General features: G+C 58.7%; 16 protein-coding genes and 1 tRNA gene. 11 read left to right on the forward strand and 6 right to left on the reverse strand.

All coding sequences use genetic code 11. The annotated features are described in order from the left end of the window. Position 1 precedes the first annotated feature (1 nt). Positions 2-778 carry a squalene/phytoene synthase family protein gene (locus ACR1XU_RS02900; protein WP_480905590.1) on the forward strand — a complete coding sequence of 259 codons (777 nt, stop codon included), beginning with the start codon at positions 2-4 and terminating at the stop codon, positions 776-778. A gap of 8 nt (positions 779-786) precedes the next feature. Here ACR1XU_RS02900 and ACR1XU_RS02905 read toward each other — a convergent pair whose 3' ends face one another. Beyond that, positions 787-2,013: an MFS transporter gene (locus tag ACR1XU_RS02905; RefSeq protein ID WP_170805655.1), complete on the reverse strand. Its 1,227-nt coding sequence runs from the start codon at positions 2,011-2,013 to the stop codon at positions 787-789. 96 nt (positions 2,014-2,109) lie between these two features. On the opposite strand from ACR1XU_RS02905, the gene ACR1XU_RS02910 reads away from it, so the two are divergent. The 3 genes from ACR1XU_RS02910 to ACR1XU_RS02920 all read left to right on the forward strand — a co-directional run bounded on the left by ACR1XU_RS02910 (position 2,110) and on the right by ACR1XU_RS02920 (position 3,871). After that, positions 2,110-2,742 (forward strand): DNA-3-methyladenine glycosylase family protein, encoded by a 633-nt coding sequence (locus ACR1XU_RS02910; RefSeq protein ID WP_480905564.1) that lies wholly within the window; start codon positions 2,110-2,112, stop codon positions 2,740-2,742. After that, positions 2,739-3,404 (forward strand): alpha/beta hydrolase, encoded by a 666-nt coding sequence (locus tag ACR1XU_RS02915; RefSeq protein WP_480811603.1) that lies wholly within the window; start codon positions 2,739-2,741, stop codon positions 3,402-3,404. Before ACR1XU_RS02910 ends, ACR1XU_RS02915 begins: the two co-directional genes overlap by 4 nt. Positions 3,405-3,655: 251 nt before the next feature. Beyond that, complete coding sequence (locus ACR1XU_RS02920; protein ID WP_170677246.1) at positions 3,656-3,871, forward strand: hypothetical protein; 216 nt, start codon at positions 3,656-3,658, stop codon at positions 3,869-3,871. 361 nt (positions 3,872-4,232) lie between these two features. On the opposite strand, the gene ACR1XU_RS02925 is transcribed toward ACR1XU_RS02920, so the two are convergent. Beyond that, positions 4,233-4,318, reverse strand: a tRNA-Leu gene (locus ACR1XU_RS02925). 145 nt (positions 4,319-4,463) lie between these two features. On the opposite strand from ACR1XU_RS02925, the gene ACR1XU_RS02930 reads away from it, so the two are divergent. Both ACR1XU_RS02930 and ACR1XU_RS02935 read left to right on the forward strand, forming a co-directional pair. Then, complete coding sequence (locus ACR1XU_RS02930) at positions 4,464-5,042, forward strand: YqaA family protein (RefSeq protein ID WP_170614953.1); 579 nt, start codon at positions 4,464-4,466, stop codon at positions 5,040-5,042. Beyond that, positions 5,039-5,503 (forward strand): disulfide bond formation protein B, encoded by a 465-nt coding sequence (locus ACR1XU_RS02935; RefSeq protein WP_480905567.1) that lies wholly within the window; start codon positions 5,039-5,041, stop codon positions 5,501-5,503. The genes ACR1XU_RS02930 and ACR1XU_RS02935 overlap by 4 nt, the downstream gene beginning before the upstream one ends. A gap of 3 nt (positions 5,504-5,506) precedes the next feature. Here the strand turns inward: ACR1XU_RS02935 and ACR1XU_RS02940 are convergent, their stop codons facing one another. After that, complete coding sequence (locus ACR1XU_RS02940) at positions 5,507-6,094, reverse strand: HNH endonuclease (RefSeq protein ID WP_170614955.1); 588 nt, start codon at positions 6,092-6,094, stop codon at positions 5,507-5,509. A 215-nt stretch (positions 6,095-6,309) separates the two neighbouring features. Between ACR1XU_RS02940 and ACR1XU_RS02945 the strand changes: the two genes are divergently transcribed. From ACR1XU_RS02945 to ACR1XU_RS02965, 5 genes are all read left to right on the forward strand, one after another. Beyond that, the gene (locus tag ACR1XU_RS02945) at positions 6,310-6,915 is read left to right on the forward strand and encodes a pseudouridine synthase (protein ID WP_480905569.1); all 606 of its coding nucleotides are present in this window, start codon (positions 6,310-6,312) and stop codon (positions 6,913-6,915) included. Positions 6,916-6,946: 31 nt separating this feature from the next. Then, positions 6,947-7,372: a VOC family protein gene (locus ACR1XU_RS02950; protein WP_480905572.1), complete on the forward strand. Its 426-nt coding sequence runs from the start codon at positions 6,947-6,949 to the stop codon at positions 7,370-7,372. Between the two features lie 254 nt (positions 7,373-7,626). Further along, entirely contained in the window at positions 7,627-8,595 is a 969-nt protein-coding gene (locus tag ACR1XU_RS02955; protein ID WP_480905575.1) for a TAXI family TRAP transporter solute-binding subunit, read from the forward strand. A gap of 111 nt (positions 8,596-8,706) precedes the next feature. After that, positions 8,707-11,316 (forward strand): TRAP transporter permease, encoded by a 2,610-nt coding sequence (locus ACR1XU_RS02960; RefSeq protein WP_480905578.1) that lies wholly within the window; start codon positions 8,707-8,709, stop codon positions 11,314-11,316. Next, complete coding sequence (locus tag ACR1XU_RS02965) at positions 11,313-11,744, forward strand: universal stress protein (RefSeq protein ID WP_170677240.1); 432 nt, start codon at positions 11,313-11,315, stop codon at positions 11,742-11,744. Before ACR1XU_RS02960 ends, ACR1XU_RS02965 begins: the two co-directional genes overlap by 4 nt. A gap of 12 nt (positions 11,745-11,756) precedes the next feature. Here the strand turns inward: ACR1XU_RS02965 and ACR1XU_RS02970 are convergent, their stop codons facing one another. Genes ACR1XU_RS02970 through ACR1XU_RS02980 form a run of 3 tightly spaced genes read right to left on the reverse strand, consistent with a single transcriptional unit; the run spans position 11,757 to position 15,845 of the window. Beyond that, positions 11,757-12,797 carry a lipocalin-like domain-containing protein gene (locus ACR1XU_RS02970; protein WP_480915581.1) on the reverse strand — a complete coding sequence of 347 codons (1,041 nt, stop codon included), beginning with the start codon at positions 12,795-12,797 and terminating at the stop codon, positions 11,757-11,759. Beyond that, positions 12,787-15,201, reverse strand: a complete 2,415-nt coding sequence (locus tag ACR1XU_RS02975; protein WP_480909162.1) for an ABC transporter permease — start codon at positions 15,199-15,201, stop codon at positions 12,787-12,789. The genes ACR1XU_RS02970 and ACR1XU_RS02975 overlap by 11 nt, the downstream gene beginning before the upstream one ends. Further along, a complete protein-coding gene (locus ACR1XU_RS02980; RefSeq protein WP_480909165.1) occupies positions 15,198-15,845 on the reverse strand; it encodes an ABC transporter ATP-binding protein in 648 nt (215 codons plus the stop codon). The genes ACR1XU_RS02975 and ACR1XU_RS02980 overlap by 4 nt, the downstream gene beginning before the upstream one ends. Positions 15,846-15,876: the final 31 nt, after the last annotated feature.

Genomic DNA, 15,876 nt, shown 5'->3' on the forward strand with positions numbered 1-15,876 from the left:
CGTGAAATTCGACGACGATCTCAAGGCCTGTGCTCAACTGGTGCACCGGGCGGATCCGGATCGATTCATGGCCGCTATGGCCGCCCCGGTTCCTGCACGCGCGGTCCTGTTTCCTATCTACGCACTGAATGTCGAAGTTGCGAGGGCGCCGTGGGTGACGCAAGAGCCGATGATCGCGGAAATGCGCCTGCAATGGTGGCGAGATGCGCTTCAGGAAATCGCCCAAGGCCCGACGGTGCGACGGCATGAGGTCGTGACGCCGCTATCCAGGGTTCTTAACCCTCATCTGGCCTCGGTTATGGATGAATATGTGGCAGTAAGGCGTTGGGATATCTACAAAGACCCTTTCGAAGATGAAGAGCACTTCGATACCTATATCGACCAGAGTGCGGGAACATTGATGGTCGCGTCAGCGCAGGCGCTTGGCGCTGCAGATGAAACGGTTCTGCGCGATTTCGGCTATGGCGTTGGGGTCGCCAACTGGTTCCGTGCCATCCCCGAGCTTGAGGCGCGCGGCCGCATTCCTTTGTTGAATGGAACACCCGATGCCGTACGCGCACTGGCGCAGGCTGGGCTGGATCGGCTGAACAGCGCGCGCGCAAGGCGGGCAGATGTCTCGGTGCAGGCCAGACCCGCATTGTTTGCGGGTTGGCAGGCGGACTGGGTGTTGAAGCAGGCGCTGGCGCAGCCTGAACGCGTCGCCGATGGCAAATTGTGGCAAGGGGAAGTCAGGCGCCGCGCGTCACTGATGTGGCGGTCCTTCAGCGGTCGCTGGTAATGCGCCGATCAGGCTGTTTCGGCCTCGGCCGGTTTCAGAACCAGCCACAACAATGCGCCACCGGCCAGCGTCAACAATGGGATCATGGCGAGATTGACGGCCGTCCATCCCTCGACCGGTGAACCGCCCGAACAGTTCATCAATCCACCCGATGCCAGCGACGCCAGAGTAACACCGCCAAATACCAGCAGATCGTTCAGACCCTGCATCCGTCCACGCTCGTTCACGTCGTGCGAGTCCGCGAGCATGCTGGTTGCGCCGATAAAGCCGAAATTCCAACCGATCCCCAGCAGGATCAGGGCGACAAAGAAATTGCCAAGCTCAACGCCTTGCAGGGCAACGACGCCGGCCGCTGCCAGAATGGCCAGCCCGAGCGCGACGATCTTTTCAACCCCGAACCGGGCTATCAGTTGGCCGGTGAAGAAGCTGGGGACATACATCGCCAGAACATGGCTGGTCACGATATCCGCCGCATCATTCGGGCTGAAACCGCATCCAACCACGGCCAGGGGCGTGGATGTCATTACAAGGTTCATCAGCGCATAGGATACCATGGCGCAAATCACCGCCACCGCAATGCGCGGCGTCCGGAGCATTTCGATCCGCGTTCTGCCCTTCGGCGCGTCTTCGGCGGGTTTTTCCGGTGTGGGAATATCGAGGAAAAAGAACAGGGCCGACCCGAATACGTTTACGGCAATCACGGCCAGATAGGTGCCGAGAAATGGAATGACATACGCTTGCGCCGTCAGCTTGACGATCTGGGGTCCTATGATTGCAGCGGCAAGCCCACCGGCCATGACGTAGGAAATCGCCTTCGGACGAAAGCCGTCTGACGCAGTATCGGCGGCGGCAAAACGGTAAAAGCCATGTGCGCTCATATAGATACCGGTCAACAGGCTGCCCAGCAGGAAGATCGGGAAAGACCCCAGGTACAGGCCGTACGCCCCGACAACGCCACCACAAGCTCCGGCAGTCGCACCAACCAGAAAACCCACCCGGCGACCCCATTTCTGCATGATCGCCGAGATCGGTGTGGCGGCCAGCATCGACCCCAGCACGATCAGTGAGATAGGCAATGTTGCAAGGCAGGGGTTGCTGGCCAGCGACTGCCCCGCCAACCCGCCGACAATGAACATCATCGGCATTTGCGCGCCCAGAATGGCCTGCGCGGCAACCAGAACCGCTACGTTGCGTTTGGCCTGAGAATTGTCGGGAGAGGCAGTGATCATCGTCATGGGGCATGGGTATCGGTGAAATCCCCGGCACACAAGCGGGTTGCATATGCGGCATATGTGCCTAACGTGCGGCCCGTATCACATTGTGGAGAGGCCATGTCCGTCGGACGCATCATCGAAACGCCCGAATGCGTTGCCGAAGGGGCAGGGTGGCTGGCAGAAACCTGTCCGCGCATGGCCCACGCGATGGACCAAACCGGGCCATTGCCCTTGCGTCGTCGCCCGGATGGATTTGCGCAGTTGCTCAGTGCGATTGTCAGCCAGCAAGTCAGCGTGGCTTCGGCCAATGCGATCTGGAAACGGCTGCAGGATGCCAAGCTCACTGGACCGCGCAAGATCATGTGGGCGACCGATGACGACCTGCGCGCCGTGGGGCTGAGCCGTCAGAAAATCCGATACGCCCGCGCGCTGGCCGAAACACGTATTGATTACAGGGCATTGCGCGATGCTCCTAACGCGGATGTTGTGGCCACGTTGACCGAAGTGCCGGGTATCGGCGTCTGGACCGCCGAGATCTACGCAATGTTCTCGCTGGGCCGCGCGGACGTGATCGCGCCTGGGGACCTGGCATTGCAGGAGGCTGCGCGAATTCTGTACGACCTGCCAAAACGCCCGACGGACAAAGAGTTGCGCCAAATGGCCGAAGCCTGGTCACCGTGGCGGTCGGTTGCGGCGCGGGTATTGTGGGCCTATTACCGGGTCGCGAAAGAACGAGAAGGGATCAGATGACACGGGTTTTGAATGCGCTCCGGAAAGAGCCGGTTTCGGGGGATACACGCTCGGTCGTGGTATTCGTGCACGGTTACGGCGCCAATGGGGCTGACCTTTTGGGGCTGGCGGACGTGCTGGGTGACCATCTGCCTGACACGCTGTTTGTGGCACCCGATGCACCCGAACAGATCCCCGGCATGCCCAACGGGTATCAGTGGTTTCCGATCCCCTGGATTGACGGCTCGTCCGAAGAAGAGGCACGCAGGGGCATGGCGATGGCGGTTGAGGATTTCAACGCCTTTCTTGACGCTTTGATGGTGGATGAGGATCTGTTGCCGGAACAATTGGTTTTGTTCGGCTTTTCACAAGGCACCATGATGAGTTTGCACGTGGCACCCCGGCGCGAAGACCCGGTTGCCGGTATCGTGGCCTTCTCGGGCCGGTTGCTGGAGCCTGACATGCTTGCCGAGGAGACCGTCAGCCGCATGCCGATTCTACTGGTCCACGGCGATTCTGATGATGTCGTGCCTCCGCAATCGCTTCCCGAGGCGGCGGAAGCTTTGCAAGGGGCTGGTTTCAAAGAGATTTACGCACATGTCATGAAGGGCACAGGCCACGGAATCGATCCTGACGGCCTTGGCGTGGCCTTGGCGTTCATGCGCGACAAGTTGAGCTTGTGAGCCTTTCTGAGAGCCAAATAACGAAGTAGTGGGCGCGGGTTTCTCCGCCCCCAGTTTTCCGAGATTGCAACACGGCTGCATGGAACCATCCTGCTTTGCAGATTAGCTGCGTTTTGTATGCGACTGCTTTGTCTGGGCGATAACACCTCGCGGATCAAAGCCTAACAGTCAATTATTCGCGCCTTGAGCCGCGAAGAAGTGATTTGGCAAACCTCTACAGGCGCGCTTCAATGAGGTCAGGGAGGTTTGCCATGAAGAATCCGGAGTCCTTTGAAAAGTTCTACTTCGCCAAAGTCGGGATGGGCGAGGCTTGTGGCTGCGCCGAACGCATTATTGATGTCTTCGAGTTCAACAGAATGGGAGGCGCGCACTCAAAGCAAGCTGTGAAACGCGAGGGTGGAAAACGCCGATCCTTCCGGGCCTGGGCTGTCAAATACGGTCTTCTGAGCCGAAAACGGCAAAGCTAGCACAAAACCCTCTGTAGAGCTTTAGGAAGCTCATTGTCATTTTTTTGGAAACAGTTCGTCCTGCCCAAGGTGAACTCGCACAATACACTTTGTTCATCCCATTTTCTTGTTTCCTTCCACTCAACACCGGCCACCTAGTGTTTTGGTTGCTGAATCCGATTATGTGGGGAAGCTCGTTGCCAGCAACCTAACTGCTGACGGTAGATGCGAGTCGGGTTGGAAGTGTTTCGGTCTTTTTTATTTACGTTCAGGCGAACACTGGCATGATGAAGCGGCTTCCGGAATTTATCCCTAAGGAACAAGATAATACGAAAATATCCTAATGGATATTACCGGTTCCGCGATATCGTTCTTTGGCTGGTGGTGCCCAAGGAGAGACTCGAACTCTCACGCCCGTGAAGGCGGGGGATTTTGAATCCCCTGCGTCTACCATTCCGCCACTTGGGCCACGAACACTGGATTATCGCCCAACGCGGGGAAGGTCCAGAGGCAAAAAACAACCAGTATCCGGATTGTTTGCCTTTGAACGGTTGACGCCCCGATGGGTGCATGGTTTGCCTTGCCGGGTGTGAGATTTGGACCTTAGTGTTTTATGTTGCGATCCCTTTATGACTGGACCATCCGTCTGGCCGAACATCCGCATGCTCTTTGGGCGCTGGCCATTGTGGCATTTGTGGAAAGCTCGTTCTTTCCGATCCCGCCGGATGTGCTGATGATTCCAATGATCCTGGCGCGGCCGTCGCGGGCATGGCTCATCGCGACCGTTGCCCTCGTGGCTTCGGTGCTGGGGGGGATGCTGGGATACGCGATCGGAGCCTTCTTCTATGAAAGCATCGGCCAACCGGTCCTTGAGGCGATGGGCAAAGGCCATGCCATGGAAGAGTTCAACGAGCGTTTCAACGATTTCGGATTCTGGGCTGTGCTGACCGCAGGTGTTACGCCATTCCCCTACAAAGTCATCACGATCATGTCCGGCTGGACCGGGATGCCCTTTGGTACGTTTGTTGCGACCTCAATTCTGGCACGGGCCTTGCGGTTCTTTGTTGTTGCAGGGCTTTTGTGGGGGTTCGGCGAACCGATCCGCGATTTCATCGAAAAGCGTCTGGGCCTGATGTTTACCCTGTTCATCTTGCTGTTGTTCGGCGGATTTTTCGCGGTGAAGTATCTATGACCAACCGAAACAGATTAGTGCTGATTGCCGCCGCAGGGTCTGTCGCCTTGCTGTTGGGAGCATGGGGATTCCAGTACCTTGGCGGGCTGGCACCCTGCAAGATGTGCATTTGGCAGCGGTATCCTCACGCCGCCGCAGCGTTGATTGGTACCGTGGCGATTGCTGTGCCACGGGTCACGGTTCTGCCGCTTCTGGGGGCTTTGGCCGCCGCGACCACGGCGGGTATCGGTGTGTATCACGCCGGCGTCGAGCAGAAGTGGTGGGAAGGTCCCAGCAGTTGCACGTCCAGCGACATCGGTGGGTTGTCGACGACCGAGTTGATGGATCAGATCATGAATGCGCCGCTGGTGCGCTGTGACGACATCCCGTGGGAAATGCTTGGTCTGTCCATGGCAGGATGGAATGCCGTGTTGTCGGCCGGTCTGGTTCTGGTCTGGCTTGCAGCTTGGCGGGCCCGGTAAACGTCAGATCTGATCCAGTTCCGCATCCCAGTACAGGAAGTCGATCCAGCTGTCGTGCAGATGGTTGGGCGGGAACTTGCGCCCGATATTGCGCAGCGCCTCGGCATCGGGTTGGCGGGGTGGCTTGCGCAGAGACATGCCAGCTTGCCGCAGCGATTTTGACCCTTTTCGCAGGTTGCATGGGCTGCATGCTGCCACCACGTTTTGCCAGCTGGTCACGCCGCCCGCCGCGCGCGGAACAACGTGGTCAAACGTCAGGTCGCCTCGACTGCCGCAGTACTGGCAACAGAATTCATCCCGCAGAAATAAATTAAAGCGCGTGAAGGCCACGCGCTTTCTGGGTTTTACATAGTCTTTCAGAACAACGACCGAAGGTATTCGTATCTCGGTACTGGGACTGCGGACTACTTCGTCATATTCGGCCACGATGTCGACCCGATCCAGCCAGGCGGCCTTGATCGCCTCCTGCCATGGCCAAAGAGACAGAGGATAATAGGACAGGGGGCGATAATCAGCGTTCAGGACCAGTGCCGGATGACGCCTGAGTGCACCGGGTTCCCTGACAAATTCGGTCCTGAAGTCTCCGTCCATAACAGAATCGCTCCTCGCTCTGCACTGCCCGTTTTTTGACATCAGAGCGGGGAACACCCGCCCCGGCCTTAACTTAACTATATATCGTGTTAAAACTCTGACAAGCCCTGATTTTCCACAATATCTCGGGGATTGATTATTGCGAATCCGTAACAATCGCGTGACAGTTATCCACAGCTTGCGCTAGGTAGTTTCTGCGCGCTATGGCGTAGTTCATGTCCTGGTTCATTCGCTTCAATAAACCTTTCGATGTCCTGCCGCAGTTTACCGACAGGGCGAACGGAGATTCGCCGCGCAGCACTCTGTCCGACTACATCGATCTGCCCGGTGTCTATCCGGCCGGGCGGCTGGATCGGGACAGTGAAGGTCTGCTGCTGCTGACGGATCACGGAAAGCTGCAGGCGCAGATTTCCGACCCGAAACACAAGATGGCCAAGACCTACTGGGTTCAGGTCGAGGGTATTCCGGACGCTGCCGCGATGAAGGCGCTGCGCGAAGGGGTCGAACTGAATGATGGGCCAACCCGGCCCGCAAAGGCACGGATGATTGACGAACCGGAAAGCCTTTGGCCCAGGACGCCGCCGATCCGGGTGCGTCAGACGGTTCCTGATTGCTGGGTCGAACTGACCCTGCGCGAAGGGCGCAATCGGCAGGTGCGCCGGATGACGGCAGCGGTCGGACATCCCACATTGCGTCTTGTTCGGGCCCGCATCGGGGATTGGACGCTGGAGGGATTGCAGCCGGGGCAATGGGAAAGCCTGCCCATGCCTGAGGTTTCCGCAGCACCGCAACGAAAGAGAGACCGCAGACCGCGACGGTGACAGAAGGCAGGGCCTGAGGTACACTGGGCTCATGAAAGTCACACCGGACATACCGCGCCTGTCGGCAGTTCTGGAGGCGGCGCTTTACGTCAATGATCTGGACGCGGCAGAGCGTTTTTACGGCGACATTCTGGCGTTGGAGAAAATCCAGCGCGTGGACAACCGGCACGTGTTCTTCCGCGTGGGCCGTTCCGTGTTGTTGTTGTTCAACGCCGAGGAAACGGAACAAGCACCGCGAAATCCTGACTTGCCGGTGCCGCCACATGGCGCGCGCGGGCCGGGGCATGTGTGCCTTGCCATTTCGCGGGTCGAAATGGACGCAATGCGCAAGCATCTGCTCGACTGGAACGTACCGCTGGATGCCGAGTTTGATTGGCCGAACGGGGCACGTTCGCTGTATGTGCGGGACCCGGCCGGCAATTCGGTCGAGTTTGCGGAACCGCATTTGTGGGGCTGAACCGGACTGCCCTCGGATTGTCCGGGGGGAAAGTTCGGGGAACACCGTCAGATATGCGGCTTTGCACGGGCTTGCGGGACGTGGGGGTTGACAAGCGATGTATTGGAATGAAACGTCGTAAGTGTTGGGAGATTTTTGAAATTCAGGTGCGTGAACCCGTTTTTTCGACGGGGGAACTTGCTGTGTTGACAAGCTCTTAGGGGGGGTTGTTTACGGATCTTCCGACCACAATAAAGATTTGGGAGATCACGAAAATGAAAAACAACAGCAAACTGGGCCTCGGCGCGCTTGTTACCGCAGCGCTGATGGCGCCTGCTGCTTTTGCGGAGGAATTCATCACAATCGGCACCGGTGGCGTGACCGGCGTTTACTATCCGACCGGGGGCGCAATCTGCCGTCTGGTGAACAAGGGCCGCAAGGAACACGGGGTACGCTGCTCGGTCGAATCGACCGGCGGTTCGGTCTACAACATCAACACCATTCGCGAAGGCGAGCTGGAGTTCGGTGTGGCCCAGTCCGACTGGCAGTACCATGCTTATAACGGTACATCGAAATTCGAAGAGGTTGGCCCGTTCGAAGGTCTGCGCGCCGTATTCTCGGTTCACCCCGAGCCGTTCACCGTTGTTGCGCGGGCCGATTCCGGTATCACCAACTTCGAGGACCTGAAGGGCAAGCGCGTCAACATCGGTAACCCCGGTTCAGGTCAGCGCGGCACCATGGAAGTCCTTCTGGGCGAAATGGGCTGGACCACCGGCGATTTCGAGCTGGCAACCGAGCTGAAGGCAGCCGAACAGTCTGCTGCCCTGTGTGACAACCAGATTGACGCGATGGTCTACACTGTTGGCCACCCGTCGGGTTCGATCCAGGAAGCAACCACCGCTTGTGACTCGGTTCTGGTGAATGTCAGCGGCGATGCGGTCAACAAGTTGGTTGAAAACAACTCGTTCTATCGTACCGCGACTATCCCCGGCGGGATGTACCGTGGATCGGATGGCGACACCCAGACGTTTGGTGTGGGCGCGACATTCGTGACTTCGGCTGACGTGTCGGAAGACGCTGTGTATGCAGTTGTAAGCTCGGTCTTCGAAAACTTCGAGGACTTCAAGAAGCTGCACCCGGCATTTGCCAATCTCAAACCGGAAGAGATGATTGCGGACGGCCTGTCGGCTCCGCTGCATCCGGGTGCCGAGAAGTACTACAAAGAAAAAGGCTGGATTCAGTAATCCGTCCTAAACATTTTGACGAGGCGCTGTCAGGCGCCTCGTTTTTCAACCGGTGAAACACCGGAACAAAAAACCGCGCCGGAAACCGGCCGCTGAACGGGGAGAGATTTGATGAGCGCTGATCAGCAGGGCAATCGTCCGCTATCCGAAGAAGAACTTCAGGAATTGGTCGCATCTTCGGATGCAGGGGCCCGTGATCCAGCCGGAAACGTTGGCTTGTTTCTGGCAATTGTCGCCGCAATCTGGTCGATTTTTCAGGTGCTTCTGGCGTCACCGATCGCAAACTACGTTCTTCCCGGCAGCATTGTGAATAACGCACGGCAGTTCCATCTTGCCTTTGCGATGTTCCTAGCCTTCGCGGCCTATCCCGCTTTGAAATCCAGCCCCCGAAACTACATCCCGATCCAGGACTGGATCATGGGAATTCTGGGCGCGTTTGTCGCGCTTTACGGTTTCTTCTTCTACGACAAGATCGTCAATGCGGGCGGTCTGGCAGACGACACGGACAAATGGGTCGCTCTGGGTGGTTTGTTGCTGCTGTTCGAGGCCGCCCGCCGCGCGCTTGGCCCGGCGATGGCGATCATTGCCACGATCTTTCTTGCCTATGTGTTCTTCGGTTCGTCGGAATGGGTGCCCGAAGTAATCCGCTGGAAAGGCGCGAGCCTGAAAAAGGCGATGAGCCACATGTGGATCACGTCCGAAGGTGTCTTCGGCATCGCCCTTGGCGTTTCAACGAAATTCGTGTTCCTGTTCGTGCTGTTCGGTGCATTGCTGGATAAGGCCGGGGCAGGGAACTACTTTATCAAAATGGCCTTTGGCGCGCTTGGCCACCTGCGCGGTGGCCCGGCCAAGGCGGCCGTGGTGGGTTCGGCGGCGACCGGCCTGATTTCGGGCTCGTCCATCGCCAACGTCGTGACCACCGGCACATTCACCATCCCACTGATGAAGCGCGTCGGCTTTTCCAGCGAACAGGCCGGATCGGTCGAGGTCGCCAGTTCGGTCAACGGTCAGATCATGCCGCCCGTGATGGGGGCCGCAGCCTTCCTTATGGTCGAATATGTGGGCATCTCTTACGTCGAGGTGATCACCCACGCGTTCCTGCCTGCCGCGATTTCCTACATCGCACTGGTATACATCGTCCATCTTGAGGCGGTGAAGCGGAACATGCCCACGCTGGGCGACCGCGACGTGCATCTGGCGCGAACCGTAGTCGGGATGCTGTCCTTCTTCCTGATCTTTGCCGGGCTCTGCTATGGCTCGCAATTTCCGGTCGATGCCGTGACCAGCTGGGTGCCGACACAAGCCGGGCTTATCCTCAGCCTGATTGTCTGCGCGATCTATGTCGGCCTTTTGTATCTGGCGGCGCAGGTTCCGGATTTGGAGCCTGACGACCCCAATGCCAAGGAAGTCACGTTGCCGGTCATTGGCGAGATCTACAAGGCAGGTCTGCATTACCTTCTGCCAATCATCGTTCTGGTCTATTTCCTGATGATCGAACAGAAGTCGCCCGGTCTGTCGGCTTTCTGGGCCACGGCACTGCTGTTTGTGATCCTTCTCACGCAGAAACCGCTGAAGGCGCTGTTCCGGGGACAAACCAACATGTCCGCGACATTCAAGGAAGGAGTTGCTGACCTGTGGCAGGGCCTGATCGACGGTGCGCGCAACATGATCGGTATCGCGCTGGCGACGGCCACTGCGGGTGTGATCGTGGGGACTGTGACTCTGACGGGTGTCGGACAGGTGATGGCTGATCTGGTGGAGTTCCTGTCGGGCGGTAACCTGATCCTGATGCTCGTGATGGTCGGCCTTCTCAGCCTGATCCTTGGCATGGGTCTGCCCACCACCGCGAACTACATTGTTGTTAGCTCACTCATGGCTGGCGTGGTTGTGGAACTGGGGGCGCAGAGCGGACTGATTGTCCCGTTGATCGCGGTACACCTGTTTGTCTTCTACTTTGGCATCATGGCAGACGTTACGCCCCCGGTGGGTCTTGCAAGCTTTGCTGCAGCAGCCGTTTCAGGTGGTGATGCGATCAAGACAGGCTTCACGGCCTTCTTCTATTCGCTTCGTACCGTTGCATTGCCATTTGTGTTCATCTTCAACACGGATTTGCTGCTGATCGATGTGACATGGGTTGAAGGGATTATCGTGGCGATATTCGCGACGATAGCGATCCTTGTCTTCACAGCGGGCACCATGGGTTACTTCCTGACCCATAGCCGCATCTATGAAAGCATCGCGCTGATCTTCGTGGCGTTTGCCCTGTTCAGACCAGACTTCTTCATGGATCGCATCGCGCCTCCATTCACTTCGGTCGAGCCTGCTGCATTCGTTGAGACGATGGGTCAGACACCACCCGGAACCGATGTTAGGATGGTTATCAGTGGGCCTGATTTTGACACCGGCAAGATGGTGGACACCACGGTTGTCGTGCCAGTTGGTTCTGAAGAGAGCGGTGAAGCGCGCGTCGACGCGATGGGGCTGCTGCTGTTCGAAGAAGATGGCCTTGTCAAACTTGAGGAACCGATGTTCGGATCACCGGTTGCCGATGATTTGGCCAACTTTGACTACTACGGTGACGAGGCCGTACGCCTGAGCTCGGTCAGTCTGCCGTCCAGTCAGCCTCCGAAGCAGCTGATCTATATCCCAGCGATGATCCTTCTGGGTCTGATCGCCTTCCTGCAACGCGGCCGCGCCGCAAGACAAGAGGTGCCCGCATGACACGTTCTGTTCTTTGCGCTGTTGATATCAGCAACGGGGATCTGGATGTCCCGGTCCTGAAAAAAGCCGGTGCACTGGCCGAGATGGAGGGCGCGCAACTGGATGTCGTGTCGATCGTTCCGGATTTTGGTGAAACCTGGGTGTCCGGCTTCTTCGAACCCGATCATCACGAAAAGGCGCTCCAGGACGCGCATGCCAGACTGTCGGAAATGTGCGAGGCCACATTGGGCAAAGAACGCAACGAAAAAGTGCGTCATGTGGTGGCAACCGGAACCGCCTATCAGGAAATTCTGAAGACAGCAGAAAGCGCGGGAAGCGATCTGATCGTGATCGGCGCGCATAAGCCCGATCTGAAGGATTATCTGCTGGGGCCCAATGCCGCCCGCGTCGTGCGGCACGCGAACGTTTCAGTTTATGTCGTCCGTTAGGTCAGCGCTGCTTCAGTAGCCTGTCATCTCAAGGTACCCGCGACCTTCGTGGGTGCCTTTTATTTTGATCGGGCCTTCCCAGTATGCGAACCGTGTGCCCATCCACGCATTTGGCGTCAGGGCCGATACTTCGACATCTAGGTCACGATCCGGTAACCTGACACGCCACCGAACCGGAATATCGCGTTCTGCGACGATTGCGGTTTCCTGCGGCGTCATTGAAACAGACCCATTCGGCAGGCTGGTTGCCTCCCCGTTCGCGCCGATCCAAGTGGCCGAGGTGAAGTCTCCGCGCGCGCCGCGAAGACGGAACGCCATGAGCTTGTCGCCGCCCTCAAAGCTGAGCGAGAACCAGTCCCAGCCGGTTTGGTCCGCAGCCAAAGGTTGCGATGACCATTCGCGATCCAGCCACCCCTGACCGGTGACTTCCACATCCCGGTCCGGCAAGTGCAGTGTGCCCCGGACCGTGTAGGCGGGCTGAGAATAGTAGTAGCTGGCCTGACCATCTGCGGATTTGACTGAATACCCATCCTCTCCGTGAAAGACCAGCGGTCCATCGGCTGTCAGCGACAGGTCATATCCAAAGGTTTCGCCATTTGCTGTCAACGACAGGGTATTCAGGTCCGGACCACCCATTCGCCACTCGTCAATCCATGCCTCGAAGGGGTGCGAGGAAACCCCGGCCTGCCCGATACCGCCGCGCGACAGGCGCTCGGCAAAATAGTGGGTATCGGGCGTTGTGACAGCGGCGTGTCCCATCCAGATCTGAGGGCTCTGCCAACCACCAGTTTCAACCGGTTTCAGCGCTGAGCGAAACAGGGTCCACTGTACACCGTAATCCAGTCCATCTTCACCGCGCAGATTTGCCGTCAGGTACCACCATTCGATGCGAAAGGACGGATGCGGGCCGTGATCCTGCGGGAAATTGAATTGGTAGCCGGGTTCAGGAACATCAAAGCCCTCGGCGGAGCCGCCCAACCCGGCATAGCCCTGTGCCAAAGCCGGACAGGGAAGCGCCAATAGCAACATGAAAAGCAAGGTCCTAACGTTCATTGGCAAACACCTTCAGCAGGTCCGCCGGGGGCAGGCGCAGCAGTCGCAAGGCGGGCAGGGCTGCGGCGGCAAGCGCTGCGACAACGGTCAATCCAAACAAACCCAGCCATTCCCTTGGGAACAGGAACATTGGCAACTGCCAGCCAAAAGCCTGCACATTGATGACAGTCAGCAGAACCCAGGCCAGAACAAGGCCCAGCGGCAGCGCCAGGCAGGCTGTCAGGATGGCCAACAGCCCGCTGCGCAGCAACTCCAGCCGGGCGAGGTGCGCGCGGCTCAGCCCAAGGGCCCAGACCGGCGCGATCTGCGGCAGCCGTTGTGTCCACAATGTCAGAAGGCTGGTCAGGATGGCGAATCCGGCAACGCCGAGTGTCAGAATGTTCAGCGCCGAAGTCACAACGAATGTCTTCTCGAACACGGTTATGGATTGCGCCTTCATCGCTGCCTGTTGGACAACGCTTTCGCGCGGTAGTTCGAAGCGGTCCCGGACCGCCTGCGCCAGCTGACCTGCGGCTTCCGGGGAAACGCGGACACCAAAACGCCGAGCCGGAGTATTGGGCGCGATGGCATTAAGCTGTTCCATCGACACGATGGCCTGACCCGTCGGATTGCCGTAGTCGGAATAGACACCGGCAACTTCCAACACCCGACCGGGTGTTAGGGCCAACTGATCTCCGGGCCACAGATCGGACCGGCGGGCCAGTTGCTCGTTTATCAGAACAACCTCTCCGGCCATGACGCGATCCCAGACATCCTGCGACGAAGCGATCAGCGGCCAATGCTTCCGGTATGTCGCGTGATCGATCACACCGTATAGGAACAAGGGACCAGTTTCATGGGGGAGTTCGACCCGGCGGATCGGAAGGATGGCATCCACCTGTGGGGCGAGCCAATCGACAATCGCTTGGCTTTGTTGATCGTCTATGGCCGTGACGTACAATTCGGACGTCAGGCGCTGATCCAGCCAGCCGGTGAATGTCAGCCGAAAGCTGGACACCATCGTCCCGACACCGATATTCGCGGCCAACGCCAGCAGCAAAGCCATCAAGGCAAGTGAAAGGCCGGGAAGCTGCGCCCTCATGTCCGCCCAGACCCATTGCGCAACAGGACTGCGGGCCTTGCGCTCAAGGACATGAATGATTGCTGAAAGAAACGCAGGCAGCAGCAGGGCCGATCCGGTCAGGATACCAGCCAACAGGGCAAACCCGCCGATCAGCCCGGGGAAAACCAACAAGGCAAGGCAGCCCGCAACGATCAACCCGAGGCCGGTGAAGCCCGCAATCCGGCGTGAGCTTGTGGCCTTGCCCCACGCCTGCAGGCCCGGACCCGCAAGAAGAGGCATTCGAGACAGTCGCCATAGCGCGTGTCCACTGGCCATCAGCGTACCGGCAACGGCCATGGCGATGCCTGCAACGGCCCATTGAGGCTGCAACGACAACTGTCCGCTGACAGGGGCGCCATACAAACCGCGCAAGGTGGCTGCCACGTCAGGAAGTAGTGCACCCGCCAGAAAGAAGCCGAGCAAAAGGCCCAGCCCGCCGCCGACCAGAGCAAGCATGGTCAACTCTGCGAAGATCAGGCAAACCAATCGACGCATGGAGACGCCCAAGGCCCGCAAAGTCCGGATCATGCCGCGTCGCTGGGCAAAGGCCAGTCCAACCGTACCGTGAACGATGAACAGACCCACGGCGAAAGACAGCAGGCCAAAGGCCGAAAGGTTGAGATGAAAACTCTCGGTCAGTTGCGCAGTGTCCAGCTGAGATGACGGGCTGATCCGTTCCAGTTCGGGCGCGAGTTCCGACAAAGGCGGGACCGTGCGGGGTTGAACGGGCAATATGACCAACCGGCTTATTTCACCCCGTCTGTTCAAAAGGGTCTCGGCAACGCCGATATCGGTCAGGATAACGTCCGGCGGCAGAGACGCGCTTGTGATCGCTTTGGGCAGTCCGGAGTGTTCAGCGATCAGAGGTTCCAACACCGGCGAGATCAAAAGCACCCCCGGGGCTGTCAGCACGTCAACCGGTTCGGGCGGCTCGGCGCTTTGTTCTGCCTGCGTAATTGCGGGCAGGGCGGGGTAGGAGATCATGTCCACGCCCATCAGGCGCAGCGTTCGATCAGCGATGCGAAACGGCCCTTCCAGAACCGCTGCAACCTGCCACCCGGCCTTGCGCAGCGCGACATAGCGTTCGATGGGGATCGGGCCCGCCGGGTTTCTCAGAATGTCATACTGGCCAATTGCCAGTTGTGAATTGGCGCGATCATAACTGGCCCGCGCCTCGGCATTGATGGCCTGCACTGCTGACCAAAGACCGGTTGCCAGCGCAATTCCAATCAGCAGCGTTGCCAGTTGCAACAGATGCCTGCGCCAGTGAGACCATAGCGCCTGAACGACCACAAAGGTCATGCGATGTGTCCGCCCGCAAGGTGTGCGTGCCGGTCGAGACGCGCGGCAATGGCATGGGAATGGGTCACCAGCAGCAGTGCCGTTCCAGTATCTGCGACCAGTGACAGCATCAGATCCAGCACCGCCGTGCTGGCGGTCTCGTCCAGATTGCCCGTTGGTTCATCCGCCAGCAAAAGCTTGGGCCGAACGCCCAATGCGCGCCCTATGGCGACCCTTTGTTGCTGTCCGCCAGACAAGTATTCCGGATAGCGGTGTATCAGATCGGTCAGCCCCAGCCTGTCGGCCAGATGCGCAATCCAGTCCGGGTCGTGGCGATTGGCCAGCCGGGCGTGAAAGGACAGGTTTTGCCCGACGGTCAGCGAAGGGATCAAGTTGAACTGCTGAAAAACCAACGCGACACTGTCGCACCGCAATGCGGCGCGTCCCGGATCGTCGAGTGCCGACAGCGCCGTGCCGTCCAGAATGATCTCGCCGCCGTCAAAGCTGTCCAACGCCGCAGCGAGGTTCAGTAAGGTGCTTTTGCCGCTGCCGCTTTCCCCAGTCAGCGCCAATGTCTGGCCCGCATCAAGTGACAGAGAAACGCCATTCAGAACCGGGCGGCCACCCGGGTACGATTTCCTGACCTGATCAACTACAAGCAACATCCGGGCATCCTGACTGGTTCCTGTCACAATG

The organism is Ruegeria sp. D1(2025) (assembly GCF_056536425.1).